At 73.8% G+C, this 20010-nt stretch carries 17 protein-coding genes, 2 tRNA genes and 1 pseudogene; 13 read left to right on the top strand and 7 right to left on the bottom strand.

Annotation, left to right across the window (positions count from 1 at the left end; all coding sequences use genetic code 11):
- The first annotated feature begins 3 nt into the window (after nucleotides 1-3).
- From A2U95_RS13690 to A2U95_RS13670, 5 genes and pseudogenes are all read left to right on the top strand, one after another.
- Entirely contained in the window at nucleotides 4-924 is a 921-nt protein-coding gene (locus A2U95_RS13690) for a carbohydrate ABC transporter permease (RefSeq protein WP_166022380.1), read from the top strand.
- A 115-nt stretch (nucleotides 925-1039) separates the two neighbouring features.
- Nucleotides 1040-2593 carry a GH1 family beta-glucosidase gene (locus A2U95_RS13685; RefSeq protein ID WP_166022379.1) on the top strand — a complete coding sequence of 518 codons (1554 nt, stop codon included), beginning with the start codon at nucleotides 1040-1042 and terminating at the stop codon, nucleotides 2591-2593.
- 291 nt (nucleotides 2594-2884) lie between these two features.
- On the top strand, nucleotides 2885-3742 hold the full coding sequence (locus tag A2U95_RS13680) for a spermidine synthase (protein WP_166022378.1): 858 nt from the start codon (nucleotides 2885-2887) through the stop codon (nucleotides 3740-3742).
- A pseudogene (locus A2U95_RS13675) lies at nucleotides 3743-4708 on the top strand (SPFH domain-containing protein); the annotation flags it as partial.
- A 157-nt stretch (nucleotides 4709-4865) separates the two neighbouring features.
- Nucleotides 4866-5471 carry a lytic polysaccharide monooxygenase auxiliary activity family 9 protein gene (locus tag A2U95_RS13670; protein WP_166022376.1) on the top strand — a complete coding sequence of 202 codons (606 nt, stop codon included), beginning with the start codon at nucleotides 4866-4868 and terminating at the stop codon, nucleotides 5469-5471.
- 67 nt (nucleotides 5472-5538) lie between these two features.
- Here A2U95_RS13670 and A2U95_RS13665 read toward each other — a convergent pair.
- The 3 genes from A2U95_RS13665 to A2U95_RS13655 form a co-directional block, all read right to left on the bottom strand.
- Nucleotides 5539-5612: transfer RNA gene (locus A2U95_RS13665), tRNA-Lys, on the bottom strand.
- Nucleotides 5613-5717: 105 nt separating this feature from the next.
- Nucleotides 5718-6479, bottom strand: coding sequence for an IclR family transcriptional regulator (locus A2U95_RS13660; RefSeq protein ID WP_166022375.1), 762 nt, complete (start codon nucleotides 6477-6479; stop codon nucleotides 5718-5720).
- 182 nt (nucleotides 6480-6661) lie between these two features.
- Entirely contained in the window at nucleotides 6662-7396 is a 735-nt protein-coding gene (locus tag A2U95_RS13655) for a maleate cis-trans isomerase family protein (protein ID WP_166022374.1), read from the bottom strand.
- Nucleotides 7397-7530: 134 nt separating this feature from the next.
- Here A2U95_RS13655 and ehuB point away from each other — a divergent pair, with 134 nt between their 5' ends.
- From ehuB to A2U95_RS13620, 7 genes are all read left to right on the top strand, one after another.
- Nucleotides 7531-8433: an ectoine/hydroxyectoine ABC transporter substrate-binding protein EhuB gene (gene ehuB, locus A2U95_RS13650; RefSeq protein ID WP_166022373.1), complete on the top strand. Its 903-nt coding sequence runs from the start codon at nucleotides 7531-7533 to the stop codon at nucleotides 8431-8433.
- Between the two features lie 8 nt (nucleotides 8434-8441).
- Nucleotides 8442-9146, top strand: a complete 705-nt coding sequence (ehuC, locus tag A2U95_RS13645; RefSeq protein ID WP_166025182.1) for an ectoine/hydroxyectoine ABC transporter permease subunit EhuC — start codon at nucleotides 8442-8444, stop codon at nucleotides 9144-9146.
- Nucleotides 9143-9790 carry an ectoine/hydroxyectoine ABC transporter permease subunit EhuD gene (gene ehuD, locus A2U95_RS13640; protein ID WP_166022372.1) on the top strand — a complete coding sequence of 216 codons (648 nt, stop codon included), beginning with the start codon at nucleotides 9143-9145 and terminating at the stop codon, nucleotides 9788-9790. The genes ehuC and ehuD overlap by 4 nt, the downstream gene beginning before the upstream one ends.
- Nucleotides 9783-10568, top strand: coding sequence for an amino acid ABC transporter ATP-binding protein (locus A2U95_RS13635; protein ID WP_166022371.1), 786 nt, complete (start codon nucleotides 9783-9785; stop codon nucleotides 10566-10568). Before ehuD ends, A2U95_RS13635 begins: the two co-directional genes overlap by 8 nt.
- 130 nt (nucleotides 10569-10698) lie before the next feature.
- On the top strand, nucleotides 10699-11799 hold the full coding sequence (locus A2U95_RS13630; RefSeq protein ID WP_166022370.1) for an LLM class flavin-dependent oxidoreductase: 1101 nt from the start codon (nucleotides 10699-10701) through the stop codon (nucleotides 11797-11799).
- Nucleotides 11800-11963: 164 nt separating this feature from the next.
- On the top strand, nucleotides 11964-12350 hold the full coding sequence (locus A2U95_RS13625; RefSeq protein ID WP_166025181.1) for a hypothetical protein: 387 nt from the start codon (nucleotides 11964-11966) through the stop codon (nucleotides 12348-12350).
- 64 nt (nucleotides 12351-12414) lie between these two features.
- Nucleotides 12415-12488 (top strand) — tRNA-Lys (locus tag A2U95_RS13620).
- Nucleotides 12489-12507: 19 nt separating this feature from the next.
- Here A2U95_RS13620 and A2U95_RS13615 read toward each other — a convergent pair.
- Nucleotides 12508-13977 carry a M6 family metalloprotease domain-containing protein gene (locus A2U95_RS13615; protein WP_420856992.1) on the bottom strand — a complete coding sequence of 490 codons (1470 nt, stop codon included), beginning with the start codon at nucleotides 13975-13977 and terminating at the stop codon, nucleotides 12508-12510.
- A 315-nt stretch (nucleotides 13978-14292) separates the two neighbouring features.
- Between A2U95_RS13615 and A2U95_RS13610 the strand changes: the two genes are divergently transcribed.
- Complete coding sequence (locus A2U95_RS13610; protein ID WP_240957312.1) at nucleotides 14293-16179, top strand: putative bifunctional diguanylate cyclase/phosphodiesterase; 1887 nt, start codon at nucleotides 14293-14295, stop codon at nucleotides 16177-16179.
- 62 nt (nucleotides 16180-16241) lie between these two features.
- Here the strand turns inward: A2U95_RS13610 and A2U95_RS13605 are convergent, their stop codons facing one another.
- From A2U95_RS13605 to A2U95_RS13595, 3 genes are all read right to left on the bottom strand, one after another.
- Complete coding sequence (locus A2U95_RS13605; protein ID WP_240957464.1) at nucleotides 16242-17597, bottom strand: AAA domain-containing protein; 1356 nt, start codon at nucleotides 17595-17597, stop codon at nucleotides 16242-16244.
- The gene (locus A2U95_RS13600) at nucleotides 17597-19225 is read right to left on the bottom strand and encodes a hypothetical protein (RefSeq protein WP_166022368.1); all 1629 of its coding nucleotides are present in this window, start codon (nucleotides 19223-19225) and stop codon (nucleotides 17597-17599) included. The genes A2U95_RS13605 and A2U95_RS13600 overlap by 1 nt, the downstream gene beginning before the upstream one ends.
- On the bottom strand, nucleotides 19216-20010 hold a 795-nt coding region (locus A2U95_RS13595; protein WP_166022367.1), incomplete at its 5' end, for a hypothetical protein. The genes A2U95_RS13595 and A2U95_RS13600, both read right to left, overlap by 10 nt.

Raw genomic sequence — 20010 nt, 5'->3', positions numbered from 1 at the left:
GCCGTGACGACGACCCTGACCCCGCCGCAGCAGCCGGCGCCCGAAGCGGTGCCGGACGACAAGGCGCGCAAGACTCGCGGACCGCGTTCCGCCCGGGCCGGCGGCCAGTTCCACGCCGGGCCGCTGACCTATGTGATCCTCACGCTGTTCACGCTGGGATCGCTGTTCCCGCTGTTCTGGACGGCGGTCGCGGCCTCGCGTGACAACGCCAGGCTGGCCGAGACGCCGCCGCCCCTCTGGTTCGGCGCGAACCTCTCCGACAAGCTCGCGGTGGCCTGGGAGGACGCCAACCTGGGCGAGGCCTTCCTCAACACCACCTTCGTGGCGGGCACCTCGGCGATAGTGACGTGCTTCCTGTCGGCGATGGCCGGCTTCGCCTTCGCCAAGCTGCGCTTCAAGGGGCGCAACGCGCTGCTGCTGGTCGTGATCGGCACGATGATGGTGCCGCCGCAGCTCAGCGTGATCCCGCTCTACATGATGGTGGCCAAGCTCGACTGGTCCGACCAGCTCCAGGCGGTGCTGCTGCCCTCCCTGGTCAACGCGTTCGGCGTGTTCTTCATGCGCCAGTACCTGACCCAGGCGCTGCCCGACGAGCTGATCGAGGCCGGCCGGGTGGACGGCGCGAGCACCTGGCGCATCATGTGGCACATCGTGTTCCCGGTGGCCCGGCCCGCGATGGCGGTGCTGGCCATGCTCAAGTTCGTGGAGACCTGGAACGACTTCCTCTGGCCGTTCCTGGTGCTGACCCAGCACGGCAGCCCGACCGTGCAGGTGGCGGTGGCCGGACTCGGCCGGGGCTACACCCCCGACCAGGCCCTCATCATGGCCGGCGCGCTGCTCGGCACGCTGCCGCTGCTGCTCGTCTTCACGATCTTCGGCAAGCAGATCGTGGGCGGCATCATGCAGGGCGCCGTCAAGGGCTGATCCGGCAGTGGGGCCGGCCCTCCCGCACGGCGGCCGGCCCCGCCCCCGGTGGTGCCCGTCCCCTTCCCCCCTCCGCTCACGGCCCCGGCCGTGACCCACTCATGGGAGCGCTTCCATGCCCGACTCCTCTTCGGTCTCCTTCCCCCCCGATTTCCTCTGGGGATCGGCCACGTCCTCCTACCAGATCGAGGGCGCGGTCCGCGAGGACGGCCGCACGCCCTCCATCTGGGACACGTTCAGCCATACCCCCGGCAAGACGCACAACGGCGAGCACGGTGACGTGGCGGTGGACCACTACCACCGCTACCGCGACGACGTCGCCCTCATGGCGGACCTCGGCCTCAACACCTACCGGTTCTCCGTGGCCTGGCCGCGCGTCCAGCCCACCGGCCGCGGCCCCGCCGTCCAGAAGGGCCTGGACTTCTACCGCCGCCTCGTCGACGAGCTGCTGGACAAGGGCATCGCCCCCGCCGTCACCCTCTACCACTGGGACCTCCCCCAGGAGCTCGAGGACGCCGGCGGCTGGCCCGCCCGGGAGACGGCCTACCGGTTCGCCGAGTACGCGGCCATCGTCGGCGAGGCCCTGGGCGACCGGGTCGAGCGGTGGATCACCCTCAACGAGCCCTGGTGCAGCGCCTTCCTCGGCTACAGCTCGGGCGTCCACGCCCCCGGCCGCACCGACGGCGAGCTCGCCCTGCGCGCCGCCCACACCCTCAACCTGGCGCACGGCCTGGGCGCCTCGGCGCTCCGCTCGGTGATGCCGGCCCGCAACACGGTCGCCGTGGCGCTCAACTCCCACGTGGTGCGCACCGTCTCCGACGACCCGCGCGACCTGGCCGCCGCCCAGCGGATCGACGACCTGGCCAACGGGATCTTCCACGGCCCGATGCTGCACGGCGCCTACCCGGAGACGCTGTTCCCGGCCACCGCCTCGGTGACCGACTGGTCCTTCGTCGAGGAGGGCGACCTCAAGCTGATCCACCAGCCGCTGGACGCGCTGGGCCTCAACTACTACACGCCGGCCCTGGTCGGCCACGCCGGCACGGCGCCGCAGGACGGCCCCGCGTCGGACGCGCACGGGACGGGCGACTTCTCGCCGTGGCCGGGTGCCGAGGACGTGATCTTCCACCAGACGCCGGGCGAGCAGACGGCGATGGGCTGGACCGTCGACGCGACCGGTCTCTACGACCTGCTCATGCGCTACCACCGCGAGGCTCCCGGCCTGCCGCTCTACATCACCGAGAACGGCGCCGCCTACGACGACCAGGTCGACGAGGACGGCCAGGTGCGGGACCAGGAGCGGGTCTCCTACCTGCACTCCCACCTGTCCACCGTGCGCCGGGCGATGGCCGACGGCGCGGACGTGCGCGGGTACTACCTGTGGTCGCTGCTGGACAACTTCGAGTGGGCCTACGGCTACTCGAAGCGGTTCGGGATGGTCCACGTCGACTACGAGACCCAGAAGCGCACCCCCAAGGCGAGCGCCCTCTGGTACTCCAAGGCGGCCCGCAGCGGCACGCTGGCCGAGCCGGTGGTCGAGCCGGCGGCCGCGCCGCCGGTCGACGTGGTGGTCGTGCCGTCCGTCGACGTGGTGGTCGCCCCGGCGGGCGACGCGGTGACCGGCACGGCGGCGGAGCCCCCCGCCGCGCCGGTGGTCGAGGCCGGCTGACACGGTCCGGCCCGTCCCCTCGCGCCGGACCCGGACAGGGCGGCCCGCGCGAGGGGACGGGCCGCCCTCGCGGACGTGCGGCCCGGACCTCCCCCGGGCACCCCTCCCCGCCACCGGCGGGGGGCGAGGGCCGTGCGGGTGGAGAACCCGCCCCCGGTGACGCCTGAGGCCACCGGGGGCGGGTTCTCGCGTTCCGCGCCCGCCGGGCGGCCCGGCCTCCGTCCGCGGGGGACGACGGCGGTCCCCGTGCCCCGCCCGGCCCCGCGGGACGACGGGGAGGACAATGGGCGCATGGGCAGGAAGGCACGGAGCGGCGCGGCGGCGGGGATCACCGAGGAGGTCGACGGGGGGACGGCGGAACTCGTGCCGGACCGGGAACGGCCCCGCGGGTGGACGCTCACGATCGACGGCGCCCCGCAGTCGCACGTCGACCTGGACGACCCCACCCACCTCGCCTTCGCCTACCAGCGCCGGATGGGCCACGTCATCGACCTCGCCGCCCCGCCGGGACGTCAGGTCACCGCCCTCCACCTGGGCGGCGGCGCCTTCACCCTGGCCCGGTACGTCGCCGCGACCCGTCCCCGCTCCACCCAGCAGGTCGTGGAGCGCGACGGACGTCTCGTCCAGCTGGTGCGCCGCGAACTCCCCCTGGACCCCGCCGCCCGCGTCCGCGTGCGGACCGCCGACGCCCGGGAGGGCCTGGCCAAGGCTCCGGACGCCCGGGCCGACCTGGTCGTCGCGGACGTCTTCAGCGGCACCCGCACCCCCGCCCACCTCACCTCCGTCGAGTTCCTGGACGAGGTGCGCCGGGCCCTGGCCCCCGGCGGGTGCTACGTCGCCAACATCGCCGACGGCGCGCCGCTCGCGTTCCTCCGCGGGCAGATCGCCACCGCCGCCGCCCGGTTCGCCGAGCTCGCGCTGATCGCGGAACCCGCCGTGCTCCGCGGCAAGCGGTTCGGCAACGCGGTGCTGGTCGCCTCCGACGCCCCGCTGCCCGTCGCCGGGCTCACCCGCCGCGCGGCCGGCGACCCGCACACCGCGCGGGTGGAACACGGGCGCGCCCTGCTGGACTTCACCGGCGGCGCCGCCGCCGTCACCGACGCCACCGCCGTCGCCTCCCCGGCGCCCCCGGCCTCCGTGTTCCGCTAGGGCCCGTCCGGCGGACCGCGGGGCCGCCGGGCCGGCCCTCCGCCCGTGAAGTCCCCCTCGCCCGGACGGAGTCGGGAGTCCGGAGGCCGCGCCCTGCCCGGCGCCCTGGGGGTGCTGGCCGGCGCCGTCGGGGTCGCGGGCGGCGCGCTGACCACGTGGTGGGCCGGCGCCGTCCCGCCGGCCGCCCTGGAGTTCGCCGGTCTGCCGGCCCCCGGCGGCCGGGGGACCGGCCTCGGCCTCGCCCAGTGGGCCGTCTGCGCCGGCTCCGCCGCCCTCGGCCTGTTCGGCTTCGGCGGGCTGGCCCGCGGCACCACCGGCCGCGCCTGGGTGCTCGGCATGTTCGGCCGCTACCGCGGCACCGTCCGCCGCACCGGGCTCCTCTGGGTCAACCCGCTGCTGCTGCGCCACAGGGTCGACGTCCGCCTGCGGCACTGGCGCAGCGAGCCGCTGTGCGCCAGTGACCCCAACGGGGTGGCGCTGCGGGTGCGGACGCTGGTGGTGTGGCGCGTGAAGGACACCGCCCGCGCCGTGCACGCCGTGGAGGACCACGAGGAGTACCTGCGCCGCTGCGTCGAGGCGGCACTGGCGCGGATCCCGGTCGACCCGCCGATGGAACCGGCCGACGAGCGCCCCGAGCCGGGCCAGGAGGAGCCCGGTCTGGAGGAGGCGCTGACCGGTCAGGTCGCCGCCGACGCCAGGGCGGTCGGGCTGGAGGTCTTCGCCGTGCGGCCGATCCGCGTCGAGTACGCCCCCGAGGTGGCCGCGGTGATGCAGCGGCGGCGGATCGCCGCGCTGGACGCCCGGCAGCGGGCCGGGGTGCTCAGCGCGGTGGTCGACTCGGTGGAGGACACCGTCAACCGCCTGACCCTGCGCGGACTGGTCGAGCTGGACGACTACGAGCGCAAGGTCCTGGTGAAGGACCTGACCGTCGCGTTCTGCGCGGGGCGGGGGGAGAGCGTGCCGTAGCTCCGGAAGTCGAAGGCTCGGCGGGGATCCGCAGAGCGGCCGAGATTGGTATGGACATGCCTGAATTCCGCTCCTAGCGTGGTGCTTGGTCTAGACCAACAGCGGAATCAGCAGCTCGGCACGCCCCCACGACCCCCCCTCCCTCAGGAGCGTCGGCATGCGCAAACGCACGAAGATGTACGCGGCCTCGGTCGGTCTGGCCACCGCGGGAGCCATGGTGCTCTCGACCGGTGGCGCCAGCGGCCACGGCTACACGGACCTGCCCGTCAGCAGGCAGAAGCTCTGTCAGAACGGCACCGTGACGAACTGCGGATCCATCCAGTGGGAGCCGCAGAGCGTCGAGGGCCCCAAGGGCTTCCCGGCCGGAGGCCCCGCCGACGGTGACATCTGCTCGGCGGGCCACTCCACCTTCAACCAGCTCGACCAGCCGAGGACCCCCTCGGGCGCGTCATGGCCGGCCACCAAGGTCACCTCGGGGCAGAGCTACACCTTCCGGTGGCAGTTCACCGCCCGGCACGCGACGAGCGACTTCAGGTACTACATCACCAAGCCCGGCTGGAACCAGAACCACGCGCTGGCCCGGTCGGACCTCAACCTGACGCCGTTCCTCACCGTGCCGTACAACAACCAGCAGCCGCCGCAGACGCTGTCGCACAGCGGAACACTGCCCGGCGGACTCAGCGGCCGGCACGTGATCGTGGCCGTCTGGACGGTCGCCGACACGGCCAACGCGTTCTACGCCTGCTCGGACGTCACCTTCTGACCGAGCCGGCCGGCACGCGGACGGCAACGCCGAAGGGCCCCTCGCCAGGCGAGGGGCCCTTCTTCGGTGCGCCGCCAGGGACTCGAACCCCGGACCCGCTGATTAAGAGTCAGCTGCTCTAACCAACTGAGCTAGCGGCGCATGACTCCCGCCTTCCGCTTCCGCGGCCGGCGACGAAGAAAATACTACCTGGTCCCCGGGGGTGCTCGTGACCACCGGGGACCGGATCACGCCGGAGTCCGGGGGTCAGGGCCGGATGGACAGCGAGAGCAGCACCGGCGCGGCCTCCTGGTGGAGCCGGTCGGCGGCCCGCCGGAGGCGGTGCGCCTGGCTCACCGGCATCGACAGGGCGAGGCTGCCCACCCGCTCGCCCGCGGAGAACGCGACCGCCGCGCAGACGGTGCCCACCGCGTACTCCTGGAGGTCCAGCACCGGCGTGGACGGCGGCTGGGCGTCCAGGTGCGACAGGAGCAGCCGCTCGCTGGTGATGGTGCGCGAGGTCAGGCGGGCCATCCGGTGACGGGCGAGGTGGTCGCGCCGTCCGTCACGGTCGAGCTGCCCCAGCAGGCTCTTGCCGACCGCGCTGGCGTGCGCCGCCCAGCGGAAGTCCACCCATTCGTTGACCGCGGGCGCGCCGGGGCCCGCGGCGCACTGGGTGACCCGCACCTCGCCGTCGTCGTAGCGGCTGAGGTAGATCGCCGCCCCCACGTCGTCCCGCAGCCGGTCGAGGGTGCGCTGCAGCTTCCGGCGCAGCGCCTCCTCGTGTCCGTCCGTCGAGGTCAGGTGCGTGAAGGCGGCCCCGACGGCGTACGCGCCGTCCGGGAGACGCAGGACGTAGCCCTCGCGCCGCAGCATCCGCAGCAGCGTGGTCAGGCGCTGCGGGCCGAGGCCGAGGTGACGGCCGAGTTCTGCGTCGGTGATTCCGGCGGGGTGCCGCGCCACCGTGTCCAGGACCCGCAGGGCCTCCTGGACGGAGTGGTGCGACTCGCCCGGTTCGTTCAGCGCCACGGTTCCCCCTGCGCCAGCGTGTTCGGGCCGTTGATCCGGTCGATCGACGCGCCTCACGATACCGGGGCGTACCGATCCGGACAGGGCCTTCCGGCCCTCGTGGGAACCACCGGCCGTGCTTTCGCAGGTGGCATATGACAACGGCACGCACCAATTCGCGCACCGGCGCTAATCGGACAGGTTCAGACCTGTACCAGGGGCTCACGGGTGAAGAGCACGCCGAGCTCCGGGGCGTTCACCCTGCGGTCCGTCAGGCGCAGCGCCTCCCAGGCCGACACCTGGTTCGCGGTGAGCACCGGCTTGCCCACCGCGGCCTCCAGCGCCGGCAGCGAGGACACCGTGTGCAGCGCGCTGTCCGGAACCAGGACCGCGTCCGCGTCCGGGTGGTCGGCGGCCAGCACCAGCTCGTGCACCCGGTCGGGGCCCCACGCCGCCACGTCGGCGGCCGTGGCCGCGCCCGCGCCGTGCACCGAGGTCACCTGCACACCGGTGCCCTCCTCCAGGAAGCGGACGAAGAGCTCCGCCACGTCCTCGGGGTACGTGGCCGCCACCGCCACCCGGCGCGCCCCCACCTCCCGCACCGCGTGGGCGAAGGCGAAGGACGCCGAGGAGGCCGGCATCCCCGCGGCCACCGCCAGCGACCGCACCTGCTCGCGGGACGCCTCCCAGCCGTCCACGAAACTCCCCGCCGTGTTGACCCAGACCACCGCCTCGGCGCCCGACAGCCGCAACTGCTCGCAGGCCTCCGCCAGCGGCCCCGGCGCGCCCGTCTCCCGCAGGACATCGACCCGCCGCACGTCCTCGCCGAGTTCGGTGTGGACCACGTCGACCCGGATGTCGCTGCCGAGGAGCTGCTCCATCCGCGGGTAGTCGTCCTCGGCCGAATGGCCCGGGTAGATGAATCCGAGTGCGGTCATGTCCAGCCTCTCCGTCACCGTCACGTGAACCGTCACCGTCGTGCGTCACCGCAGTACCGGTCCTGTCCGGGTACCCAGCACCGCCCGCCAAACCGATCGGATTAGGCCATGGAAGCTCGGGTAGGCGCGCCGCCATGTCTTCACCTCCCTTCAAGAAGGAAAGACCACTCACCCGGCGGAGCGTGCTGGCCGCGGGGGCCGCCACGGCCGCCGCGCTCGGCGCGTCCGCCTGCAGCCGGGTGCCCACCGAGGACTCCGGGAACGGCGGTGACCTGCTGGAACGCCTGCGCGCGCTGGGCGTCGTGCGGGTCGGCATAGCCGGCGAAATACCCTTCGGCTACATCGACAAGGACGGCAACCTCACCGGCGAGGCCCCCGAGCTCGCCCGGGTGATCTTCAAGCGCCTGGGTGTGGGATCGGTCCAGCCGGTGCCGACCGAGTTCGGCTCCCTGATCCCCGGGCTCAACTCGCAGCAGTTCGACGTCGTCGCCGCCGGCATGTACGTCAACAAGGAACGCTGCGGCCAGGTGATCTTCGCCGACCCGGACTACCAGATGCTGGACTCGTTCGTCGTCCGCAAGGGCAACCCGATGGGGCTGCGCGACTACCGGGACGTCGTGGGGAAGAAGGCGAAATTCGCCACCGGCACCGGCTACGCCCAGATCGAGTACGCGGTCGGGGCCGGCGTCCCGGAGGGCGACATCCTGATCGTGCCCGACCAGGTGGCCGGACTGAACGCCGTCGAGTCCGGGCGCGCCGACGTGTTCGCGGGCACCGCCGTCACCACCCGCGAGGTGGTCAGGAAGTCGAAGAAGGCCGAGGCCACCGAACCGTTCGCGCCGATCGTGGACGGCGAGCCCCGGATCGACGGCGGCGCCTTCGCCTTCCGCCCCACCGAGACCCGGCTCCGGGACGCCTTCAACACCGAACTCCACAGGATGAGGAAGAGCGGCGAGCTGCTCCGCGTCCTGCGGCCCTTCGGGTTCACCGAGTCGGAGATGACCGACCTGACCGCGAAGGAGCTGTGCGCCCGATGAACAGCTCGATGACCCCGGGCCTGTGGGAACTGGTGCTGGACGGCGTCTGGGTCACCGTCCAGCTGCTGGTGCTCAGCGCCGTCCTCGCGACCGCCGTCGCCTTCGCGGCCGGCATCGCCCGCACCCACCGGCTGTGGATCGTCCGCTTCCTGGCGGGCCTCTACACCGAGGTGTTCCGCGGCACCTCCGCGCTGATCATGATGTTCTGGGTCTTCTTCGTGATGCCCACCGCCTTCGGCTGGCAGCTGGTCCCGCTCTGGGCCGGCACGCTCGCCCTCGGACTGACCTACGGCGCGTACGGCGCCGAGGTGGTGCGCGGCGCGATCGCCGCCGTGCCGCAGGCCCAGCGCGACGCGGGCATCGCCCTCAGCCTCACGCCCTGGCAGCGGATGCGGCTGGTCCTGCTGCCGCAGGCCGTGCCCGAGATGATCCCGCCGTTCTCCAACCTCCTGGTCGAGCTGCTCAAGGGCACCGCCCTGGTGTCGATCATGGGCATGGGCGACCTGGCGTTCAGCGGCAACCTGATCCGGCTGGCCCTGCAGGAGAGCACCGAGATCTACACGTACGTGCTGGTCATCTACTTCGTCCTCGCCTTCCTGCTCACCCGCGTGATGCGCGGGCTGGAGAAGAACCTCAAGGTCCGGACCGGCAGGACCGTGCGGACCGGCTCGCCGGAGACCACGGCCGACGTGAAGGCGGGTGCTGCCGCGTGAACTGGGACTGGAACGCCGTCGCGGAGTTCATGCCGCACTTCCGGGACGGCCTGGTGGTCACCCTCCAGGCGCTGGTGCTGGGCTCCCTGCTCTCCTTCACCCTCGGTCTGGTGTGGACGCTGCTGATGCGGACCCCGACCCGCTGGGTGCGCTGGCCCGTCGGCGTGTTCACCGAATTCGTCCGGAACACGCCGCTGCTGGTGCAGCTCTTCTTCCTCTTCTACGTGCTGCCGGAGTGGGGCCTGACCTTCTCCGCCCTCACCATGGGCGTCATCGGCCTCGGGCTGCACTACTCGACCTACACCATGCAGGTCTACCGGGCCGGCATCGAGGGCGTGCCGGCCGGCCAGTGGGAGGCGGCCAAGGCGCTCAACCTGCCGCTGCGCCGGACCTGGACCGCGGTGATCCTGCCGCAGGCCGTCCGGCGGGTGGTGCCCGCGCTGGGCAACTACGTGATCTCGATGCTCAAGGACACGCCGCTGCTGATGACCGTCACCGTCCTGGAGATGCTCGGCGAGGCGCGGCTCTTCTCGCAGCGGGCCTTCGAGTTCACCGAGCCGGTGACGGTGATCGGCCTGGCCTTCATCGTCATCTCCTACCTCGCCTCCCTTCTCCTGCGATCCCTGGAGCGACGCCTTGTCTGACACCCTCCGCACCCCCGAGCCCGCGGCCCCCGCGCCGCCCCCCGGCGAGCTGATCCGGTTCGACGGGGTCAGCAAGAGGTTCGGCGAGAACACGGTGCTGGACCGGCTGGACTTCTCCGTGGAGGCCGGCAAGCACGTCACCCTGATCGGCCCGTCCGGCTCCGGCAAGACCACCATCCTGCGGATGCTGATGACGCTCACCAGGCCCGACGAGGGCACCATCACCGTCGACGGCAGACGGCTGTACCCGGCCGGGCGCCGGGAGGTCGCCGAGGTGCGCAGGAACATCGGCATGGTGTTCCAGCAGTTCAACCTCTTCCCCAACATGAAGGTGCTGCGCAACGTCACCGAGGCCCCGGTGACCGTGCTCGGCCTGTCCAAGGACGAGGCCGAGGCGCGGGCGCGCGAGCTGCTGGAGCTGGTCGGGCTCGCCGACAAGTGCGACGTGTACCCCTCGCAGCTCTCCGGCGGCCAGCAGCAGCGGGTCGCCATCGCCCGCGCGCTGGCGATGCGGCCTCAGGTGCTGCTCCTGGACGAGGTGACCTCCGCGCTCGACCCCGAGCTGGTGGCCGGCGTGCTGGACGTGCTGCGCGACATCGCCCGGTCCACCGACATCACCATGCTGTGCGTCACGCACGAGATGAACTTCGCCCGGGACATCTCCGACGACGTGCTGATGTTCGACGGCGGCAAGGTCATCGAGTCCGGCCCGCCGGAGCGGATCTTCGAGGCGCCGGCGCACGAGCGGACCAGGGAGTTCCTGGGCGCGGTGCTCTGACGGCGCCGCGCGGTCCGGCCCGGGCCGGACCGCGCGGTCGCCGGATGCGGCGGGGCGGTGGCGGAATAGGCCACCGCCCCGCCGCGTTGTCCACCTCCGCACGACGAAGCGGCGGAGAAGGAGCACGACGGTGACAGAGCAGGCAGACGACATCCGCGGCACGGCGCGGGGCAGCGCACCGGTCCCGCTCTCCGTCCTCGACCTCGTCACCGTCGGCGCCGGTTACTCCTCGAGCGACGCGCTGGCCACCTCCGTGCGGATCGCGCGGCTCGCCGAGTCGCGCGGGTTCGAGCGGTACTGGGTCGCCGAGCACCACTCCATGCCGGGTGTCGCCTCCAGTTCCCCGGCGGTGATCCTGGCCTACCTGGCCGCGCGGACCGAACGGATCCGGCTCGGCTCGGGCGGCGTGATGCTGCCCAACCACGCGCCGCTGGTGATCGCCGAGCAGTTCGGCACCCTGGAGGCGATGGCGCCGGGACGGGTCGACCTCGGCCTCGGCCGCGCCCCCGGCACCGACGGCGCCACCGCGGCCGCGCTGCGGCGGACCGACAGGCTGCACGAGGGGGCCGACGACTTCCCCCAGCAGCTCGCCGAACTCCTGCGCTTCCTCGACGACGACTTCCCCGACGGCCACCCGTACTCCCGGATCCACGCGGTGCCGGGGCCGGTGCAGGCGACCTCGCCGGGCGGCGTGCAGTCGCCCCACCGGCCGCCGGTGTGGCTGCTGGGGTCCTCCGGGTTCTCCGCCCGGCTCGCCGGCGCGCTGGGGCTGCCGTTCGCCTTCGCCCACCACTTCTCGGCGCAGAACACGATCCCGGCGCTGGACCTGTACCGGGAGTCGTTCCGGCCGTCGGCGGTGCTGGACGAGCCGTACGCGCTGATCGGGGTCGCGGCGCTCGCCGCGGACGAGGAGGCGGAGGCCCGGCGCCAGGTGCGCGCCGCCGCGCTGAACATGCTCCGGCTCCGCTCCGGGCGGCCGGGACTCGTCCCCACGCCGGAGGAGGCGGAGGCGTACCCCTGGACCGAGGCGGAGGCGCACTTCGTGGACTCCTGGAACGAGAACGTCGTGCACGGGACGGGGGAGCAGGTGCGGGCCGGGCTGGACGAGCTCCGCAAGCGGACCGGGGCGGACGAGCTGATGCTCACGGCCAACGCGCACGGGCCCGACATCCGGGTCCGCTCCTACGAACTCATCGCCGACGCGTACGACCTGCCCGCCGGTTCCTCCTGACGCCGTCCCGGCCCCGCCCCTGCGCCGCCTCGCGGCGCCGTGCTCCGGCCGGGCGCCGCGAGGCGGCGCAGGGGCGGGGAAGTCGAGGCCAAAGGCGGGGGTTGCGGGGGGCGGGACAATGGATGGCGGTGGACGAGAACACAGGCGAGGAAACGGAGACCCGCATGGCGGAGCACACGCCGCGACAGCACACCCCGCGGCTACGCCCCGCGCCCCTGCTCTTCGAGCCGGCGGCGGCCGCCGCCGACCCCGAGCACTTCTTCGACCTGGAGTCGATCGAGGACCCCGGGGCGCTGCTCTCCCGTGCGACGGAACTCACCCTCGCGTTCCGCGCGGCGGCCGACCGCGCCGTCGAGTACCAGGCGATGGCCGCCGCCCAGCTCGCCGACCCGCGCCGTTTCGACCGGCTCTCCGCCGCCGACATCGCGGCCCGCGCGGACTGGACCGAGGACTACGCGGTGAAGATGGTCGAATTCGGCCGTGACCTGCTCCGCGGCGTCGAGGACGCCCCCGGCCCGGCTGGTCACCGCGGCTCACCGGGCCCGGCGTGACCCCGTCGGCACTATCGATTTCTCGTCACGCCGACCGGGGTGCTAATGTCTACGACGTCAGCAGGCGCCGCTAGCTCAGTTGGTTAGAGCAGCTGACTCTTAATCAGCGGGTCCGGGGTTCGAGTCCCTGGCGGCGCACCGACACCGGAGGCCCGGTTCACGGAAACGTGGACCGGGCCTCCGGCGTTTCCGGACCTGCCGGGGTGACCGTCCCGGCCCGCGTCGGCGTGATCTGCACCGTCCACGCCCCCGACGCCGTGCGCCCCTCCACCCGCACCCGGACGCCCTCGTCCGCCACGGTGAAGCTCTCCCCGGCCGCCACCGGCGCGTCGGCCAGCGGCGGGTACACCGAGCTGTCGGGGCAGGCCGAGGTCCCGGGGTGGGAGTCCACCACCTCCACGGGGCCCTTCCCGGAGGCGGTGCCGCCGTTCACCCGGTACACCAGCACGCCTTCCGTGCAGGTCGTGACGTCGTTTCCGACGGGACCGCGCGCCTCGAAGGCCAGCACGCTGTCCGGCCCGGTCCGCACCACCGCCAGCTTGGTGCCGCCGCCCAGACCGAAGTACGGCACGGCCGCGCCGGCCCCGGACGCCCCGAAGGCCTCCGCGCCGAACGCGCCGGCCTCCTGCGGCCGCCGTCCCGGCAGCCCGTTCTCCGCCCCGGCGGCGGGATCCACCGGGTCCGCCGCGTCCGCGCCGGTCCCGTCGCCCACCCCCAGCGGCTCCAGGGTGAGCCGGGTGGCGCCCCGCACGCACGTGATCTGGTCGGCGTCGAGCCAGCCCAGCTTCCACTTGTGCCAGCCGAGCAGGTCCGGGGCCAGGCCGAACTGGCTGCCCATGAGGTCCCAGTCGCCCACGTGGGTGTCCCAGTCGCCCTTGCCGTCCGACGGCCGGTTGTACAGGTCGGGCAGGTCCAGCACGTGGCCGGTCTCGTGGGCCAGCACCAGCCGGTCCGGAGGGTGCTGCTCGAAGACGGTGACCACCCGCCGCAGGTCCGTGCCGTCGGCCCGCAGGGGGGTGGAGAGGTTGACGACCTTGGTGGCGTCCGCGTTCACGCCCGGCGCGTCCGGGTCGGCGACCAGGTACACGATGTCGTACTTCGAGAAGTCGACCACCGGGTCGGCGACGGAGAGCGCGTCACGCAGGTACGCGGCGCGCCGGGGGGCGCTCCAGTCGCGTTCCATGGCGTACTCCGTGGACGCGCGCGGCATCCGCAGCCAGGTGTGCTCCGGGTGCGGGCGGACCGTGAACCGGCCGTAGGAGGCCCGCTCGAAGTACCGGCTGGTGAGCGGAAAATGGTCGGCCACCAACTGCCGGGGAGTGGTGAGCGGGTCCGAGTCTGGGAAGGAAAGAAACACCATCACCGCGTCGAGGGGCCGCGTGGGCCGCGGGTAGTGGGCGTTCCAGGTGTCCAGCCCTTCGGAGTGGTGGGCCGAGGTGCGCTCCAGCGCGCAGGGTTCCAGGCCGGTTCCGGCGGCGGAGGGGTGGGCGACGATGGAGGTCGCGGCGAGGGCGGACAGGGTGGTGGCCACGGCCGCCGTGGTCCGCATGCCCGGACGGCGGCGGAACCCCTTGGCGAAGGGGAGGGGACACGGCACGTCTACCTCCGGGCGCGATTTCCGGGACACCGCACCCAGACTGTGTGATGGTGTTCAGAGATGCCCTGTTCGTCTGGCCCGGAAGGGTGAGCGGCGACCTGCGCACACCGGCACCCCGGCCGGGACTCGAACGGAGCTTCGGTCACGGAACGTCACAACTGATCGGCTGACGAAGCGACGTGTCCATTTATGGACGCAGGCGATCTGTCGCCGGGGCGGTTCGCCCCGGTGCGGAAACGAACGGCTGGAAGGGCCTGGGGGGTGCCTCTATGATCGGCACACTTTCCTGGCTCTTCCTGACCCGGACCACCCATACGAAGATCGAGTGCACTGCGGGAGCAAGCGGTGAGCGGAACGTCCGAAGGTCCGGCTCCGGCTCCGGACCGCATGGGCCAGACCGTCACGGAGCGTGGCGCGGGGCCCTCGCCCGCGCCGGGCGGCGAGGGGCTGCCGGCGCTCGCCCCCGCCTACCGGTCCGCCTTCACGGCCGCACCGCTGGCCATGGCGGTGGTCGCCCCGGACGGGCTGGTGGTCGGCGCCAACGCCACGCTGGCCCGGCTGCTCGGCGAGACCCGCGCGGACGCGCTGGCCGGGAGGGTCGCCGCCGACCTGGTCGACCTGGCCGCCGACCCGCGCACCTGGCAGGCGTACCGCGAGGTGCTGAGGGGCCGCCAGGCGGTGCTGCGGTGCACCCGCCGGCTCAAGCACCCCGACGGGCACTCCCTGTGGGCGCAGGTCACGGTGACGCCGCTGACCGGCGGCGACCAGGGCGTCCTGCTCTCGGTCGCCGACATCTCCGCCCGCCGCGAACTCCAGGCCCGGCTGCGCCACCTCCAGATGCACGACCCGGTCACCCGCCTGCCCAACCGCAGCCTGTTCTTCGAGCGGCTGACCAACGCGCTGGAGACCGCCCTGACCACCGACGCCGGCACCGGCCGGGTCGGGCTCTGCTACCTGGACCTCGACGGGTTCAAGGCGATCAACGACACCCTCGGCCACCGGGTCGGCGACCGGCTGCTGGCCGCCGTGGCGGAACGTCTCACCCGCTGCGCCGACGAGGCCGGGTTCAACCGGACGGGCGCACCGCTGGTCGCCCGGCTCGGCGGCGACGAGTTCGCGCTGCTGGTGGAGAACTCCACCGGCACCGAGCAGGTCGCCGACCTCGCCGAAGCGGTCCTCACGGCGCTCCAGGCGCCGTTCGACCTCTCCGGGCAGCGGCTCTCCGTCTCCGCCTCCATCGGCGTCGTCGAGCGGCACGCGGAGGGGACCACCGCCACCGGGCTGATGCAGGCCGCGGACACCACGCTGTACTGGGCGAAGGCCGACGGGAAGTCGCGCTGGACCCTCTTCGACCCGGAGCGCAACGCGCACCGGATGACCCGGCAGGCACTGGTCTCCACGCTGCGGCCGGGGATCGAGCGGGAGGAGTTCGTCCTCCAGTACCAGCCGCTGGTCGGCATGTCCGACGGGCAGGTGCGGGGGGTCGAGGCGCTGGTCCGGTGGGACCACCCCCAGTTCGGGATGCTGTCCCCGAACCGGTTCGTGGGGCTGGCCGAGGAGGACGGCTCCATCGTGCCGCTGGGGCGGTGGATCCTGCGGACCGCCTGCCGGCAGGCGCGGCGCTGGCAGCTGGACCGGCCCGGGGAGCCGCCGCTGTTCGTCAGCGTGAACGTCGCGGTGCGGCAGGTCTGGGACTCCGACCTGGTGGCGGACGTGGCCCGGATCCTCGCGGAGACCGGACTCGCCCCCGAGCTGCTGCAGCTCGAACTCACGGAGTCGGCGCTGATGGGGTCGGCGGGGCGGCCGATCAAGGCGCTGCAGGCGCTCAGCGACATGGGGGTGCGGATCGCCATCGACGACTTCGGCACGGGGTACTCCAACCTGGCGTACCTCAGCCGGCTGCCGGTGTCGGTGCTGAAGCTCGACGGGTCGTTCGTCCGGGGGTTCCAGTACGAGGACGGGGCCGGGGCGGGCCCCGGGACCGGGACCGGGGTCCCGGGTGACGGCGGCCGGGCCGCGCCCAACGCGGCGGACGAGGTGATCGTCGAGGCGATGGTGCAGCTCGCGCACCGGCTGGGGCTCAGCGTGACCGCGGAGGGCGTCGAGACCGCGGCGCAGGCGGCGCGGCTGCGGCGCATCGGCTGCGACACGGGCCAGGGCTGGCTCTACAGCCGCCCCGTCCCCCCCGACCGCATCACCACCCTCCTCACGGAGAACGCGGCCCTCCTGTGACGCCCGCCGCACGCGGCGGCGGGCGTGTCCCCGCGGAACGGCGGTGGAACGGGCGGGCGGGGTCAGGGCTGCCAGCGGACGCGGTGCTCGGAGAGGTGGGAGAGGACGGCGTGGTTGGCTTCCCAGCCGTCGGGGAACTTGACGGTGACCCCGAGCTGCACCGGCTCGGTGGAGGGGTGCTCGTCGAGGAGCTCGGCCACCCCCGCACGGCAGACCACGATGCAGGCGTGCCGGTGCCGCGACGCCAGCACGCACAACCGCCCCGTCTCCAGGTGGAACGCCGTCGCGTCCGGCCGCCCGGACAGCGGATGGAGCACCACCGTCACGTCGTACTCCCGCCCCTGCAGCCGGTTCGCGGTGTCGACGACCACGTCCCGCACCCCCAGCTCGGCCAGCGCGGCCCGCACCGCCGCCGCCTGGTCCCGGTGGGCCGTGCCGACCGCCACCCGGTCGGCGGTCAGCGGCACCGGACCGGGTGACCGCTCCGACACCGCCGCCCCGCCCCGGTCCAGCAGCCGCCGCACCACCGCCGCCACCGCCCGCACCGCCTCCGGGTCGGTGCGCGGCGTCAGGCGGTGCGGCAGCTCCAGCAGCCCCCACCCGGAGGCCGCCGCCTCGTCGATCACCCGGTCCGGCCCCGACCCGTCCGACGGCACGCCGAACGACAGCCGCCGGTCGTCGGGTCCGGTGCCCGCGCGGAAGGGCGTGTACGGGTAGAACGCGTCGGAGACCAGCGGCGCCGCCGAGGCGGGGAGCCGCCAGGACACCGGCAGCCGGTGCTGCGGCAGCCCCGGGTTGTGCGCCAGCAGCGTGGTGACCGCCGAGGCGGACGGGTCGTAGGACAGCCCCGCCCACTGCTCCGCGCCCACCACCGAGAACGGGTCCAGCTGACCGGGGTCGCCCACGAACAGCGCCCGGTCGAACAGGCCGGCCACCGTCAGCAGCGCGTCGGAGCGCATCTGGTACGCCTCGTCGACGATCGCCTGCTCCCAGTGCGCGTCGGACGGCTTCACGTGGCCCCACTTGGCGGCCGTGGAGATCACCACCGGCAGCCCGGCCAGCGCGGGCACCTTGTCGGAGAGCAGGACGTTGTCCAGGTCCTCCAGCGCCTTGTCGTAGGCGTCCGCGTCACTGCTGTGCAGCCGGCCCACCGGCAGGTCGGGCCGCTTCTCGTGCAGCCGCAGCACCAGGTCGTCCACCTGCGCGTTGGTCTGCGCGACGACCATCAGCGGACGGCCCGCGTCGGCCAGCTCCAGCGCGGCCCGCACCACCAGCGTGGACTTGCCCGCGCCGGGCGGGGAGTCCACCACCACGCCGCGGTGCGCGCCGGACATCGTGTCGCGCAGGATCCGCTCGGTGACCCCCGCGGCCGCCGCACCGGGGTCGAAGGCGGCGCCGGCGGCCCCGACGGACGTGATCACAGCAGGTCCTCCTCGGTGACGGGATCGGCGGCGGGCAGCGGCACCGGGTCGGTGGGCGGCCCGCCGTGCGTCCACGGGGTGTTCTCCGGGTCGGGCAGCTTGGGGCCGCCGCGCGGTTCGTGCTCGAAGAGCGTGAAGCAGACCCGGTCGCCCTTCTCCGGCACCGAGCCGAGCGCCGGTTCCCTGCCGCGGCCCATCTTGTCGACGATCCGCAGGACGACCAGCAGCGGGCCGTCCCCGGCAGCCGCACCGCCGTCCTCCTCCTCGGCCCCGACGAACTGCGCCGTCTGCGGCTTGCCGTCCAGGGAGCGGTAGACCTTCGCCTTCTCCCCGAGGTGGGGCCGGTCCTCGGTGCGCACCGTGATCAGCGGGCGGGGGCTGGGACGCCTGGTCTCCGTGTACGTCATGGTCACGTCGACGACCTCGCCGACGAAGGCCTCCCCGGTGAGCCGCCGCGCCGCCAGCACCAGCGGATCGTCCAGCGCCTCCTGGGCGTCCAGCTTCGCCTGCTCCTTCTCCCGGCGGGCCAGTTTCTGGGCGGCCGTCACCGCGTCGTCGATCCGCGGCTGCGGCGGCTCGCCGGAGGCCACCCGGTCCCGGTGCGCGGTGAAGGACCAGCGGTCGCCCGTCCAGCGGTCCGGCACGCGCGCCGCCTCGGGCAGCGCGCGCAGCAGGTCCAGGCCGCGCCAGACGTTCTCCCAGGTCGGCAGCGTCCGGGAGCGGACCAGGTCGCCGATCTCCCGCTCGGCGGCCGTCAGGTTCGCCAGCAGCGCGTCGGCGGCCACGCCGTCCTCGGCCGCCGCCAGCGCGGAACGCGCCCGGTCGTAGCGCTCGATCGCGGGGGCCAGCAGGCGGTTGTCGAACGCCGGGTCGGTGGCCGGGCCCGCCGGCGGGCAGAGCAACTGCCCCTCCGGGTCCCGCCCCAGCTCGGCCCGGAGGGCCGCCTCGGCGCCGGTCAGCCCCTCGTCCTGCGGCGGATCGATCCACGCCAGCAGGGCGCCCAGGTGCTGGTCCTCCAGGCTGGACTGCCCGGTCGCCCAGTGCCGCGAGAGCAGATCGGTCATCGCGAGCAGCAGCGACGCCCCCGGCACCCGGGACCGCTCGCCGAAGTGGGTGAACCAGCGCCCCAGCAGCGGCACCCGCGGCGGCGCGGGATACGCCGTCTCCGGGTCCTGCTCGACGGTCCGGCGGAACCGCGTCGACCGGCCCAGCAGCCGCACGAACTCCACGCCCGCCCGGCTCGGCACGATCAACTGCGGGGCGTCGGCGCACAGTTCCCGCTCCACCTTCACCTGCCGGCCCGTCTCCGGGTCGGCCTCCTTGCCCTCCACCAGCTCGACGTCGTCCGCGAACGACTCGACGTACGGCAGCACGACGTCGGCCAGTTCCGCCAGGAAGGCCGACCGCAGGTCGCGGTCCCGGGGCTGGGGCACCACCAGCAGGCGCGGCTCGTCCCGGTCGCACCCGACCAGCGCGCCCAGCGGGGCGCCCGCCTCGCCGGCCGTCGTCAGCGGCACGAACACCATCGGACGCTCCGACAGGTGCCGGTGCCGGACCGTGGCGGCGGGCTGGGCGCGGCCCGCGCGGATCGCCTCCAGCCGGGCCAGGGTCGTGATCAGCGACATGCCAGCGCCTCCTCCCGCAGCCGGGCCGCGCGCCGCAGCGCGGCCACCGCCGGGTCGGCGGCGTCACCCGCCTCGCCGTGGGCCGCCGCCAACACCGCCTCCACGCCCGACAGTTCGCCCAGCTCGGCCCGCGCGGAGCGGCCCAGCACCGTCACCGCGCCGTCCTCGCGGGCCCGGGAACGGCAGTGGAAGGCCAGCTCGCAGGTGGCCAGGCACTCCGGGGTGTACACGGCGCGCACCGACTCGACCGTCTCGGCCAGCCGCCGGGCCGGCAGCTCCGGGGAGAAGCAGGCGCCCGGGGCCAGGGCCGCCGCTATCTCCTCCACCCGGGTCAGCCGGCCCAACTGCCGCGCCGTCACCGCACGCTGCTTGCGGACGTCCACCGCGGAGGCGGTCGGCAGGTTGGAGAAGTCCTTCGGGCAGACCAGCAGGATCCGGTGCCGCACCTGCGGCGAGGGGTCCAGACGCGCCGCCACGTCCTCCAGCGCCAGCACGTACACCGCGGCCTGGCGGGCCGCCGCGCCCACCTTCGCGGCGTCGGCGGAACCGTCCAGCAGCGGGAACGACTTGATCTCCACGACCGTCCAGGTGCCGTCCGGGTGGACCACCACCGCGTCCGGCTCCAGGAAGGCGGGCGTGCCGGCCACCTCCAGGGCGAGCATGGGGTGGTCCAGGAGCGTCCACGCGCCGTCCGCGGCGGCCGCGGCGGCGGCCTCGCGCAGCGCGAGCGCGGTACGGCCGGCGCGGCCCTGCGGCCCGGTCGCCGCCAGGTCCGGCACGCGTGC

The organism is Streptomyces chilikensis (assembly GCF_001642695.1).
GTDB lineage: Bacteria > Actinomycetota > Actinomycetes > Streptomycetales > Streptomycetaceae > Streptomyces > Streptomyces chilikensis.
Note: the sequence above shows the minus strand (reverse complement) of the source record. Positions and strands in the feature narration are given on the sequence as shown.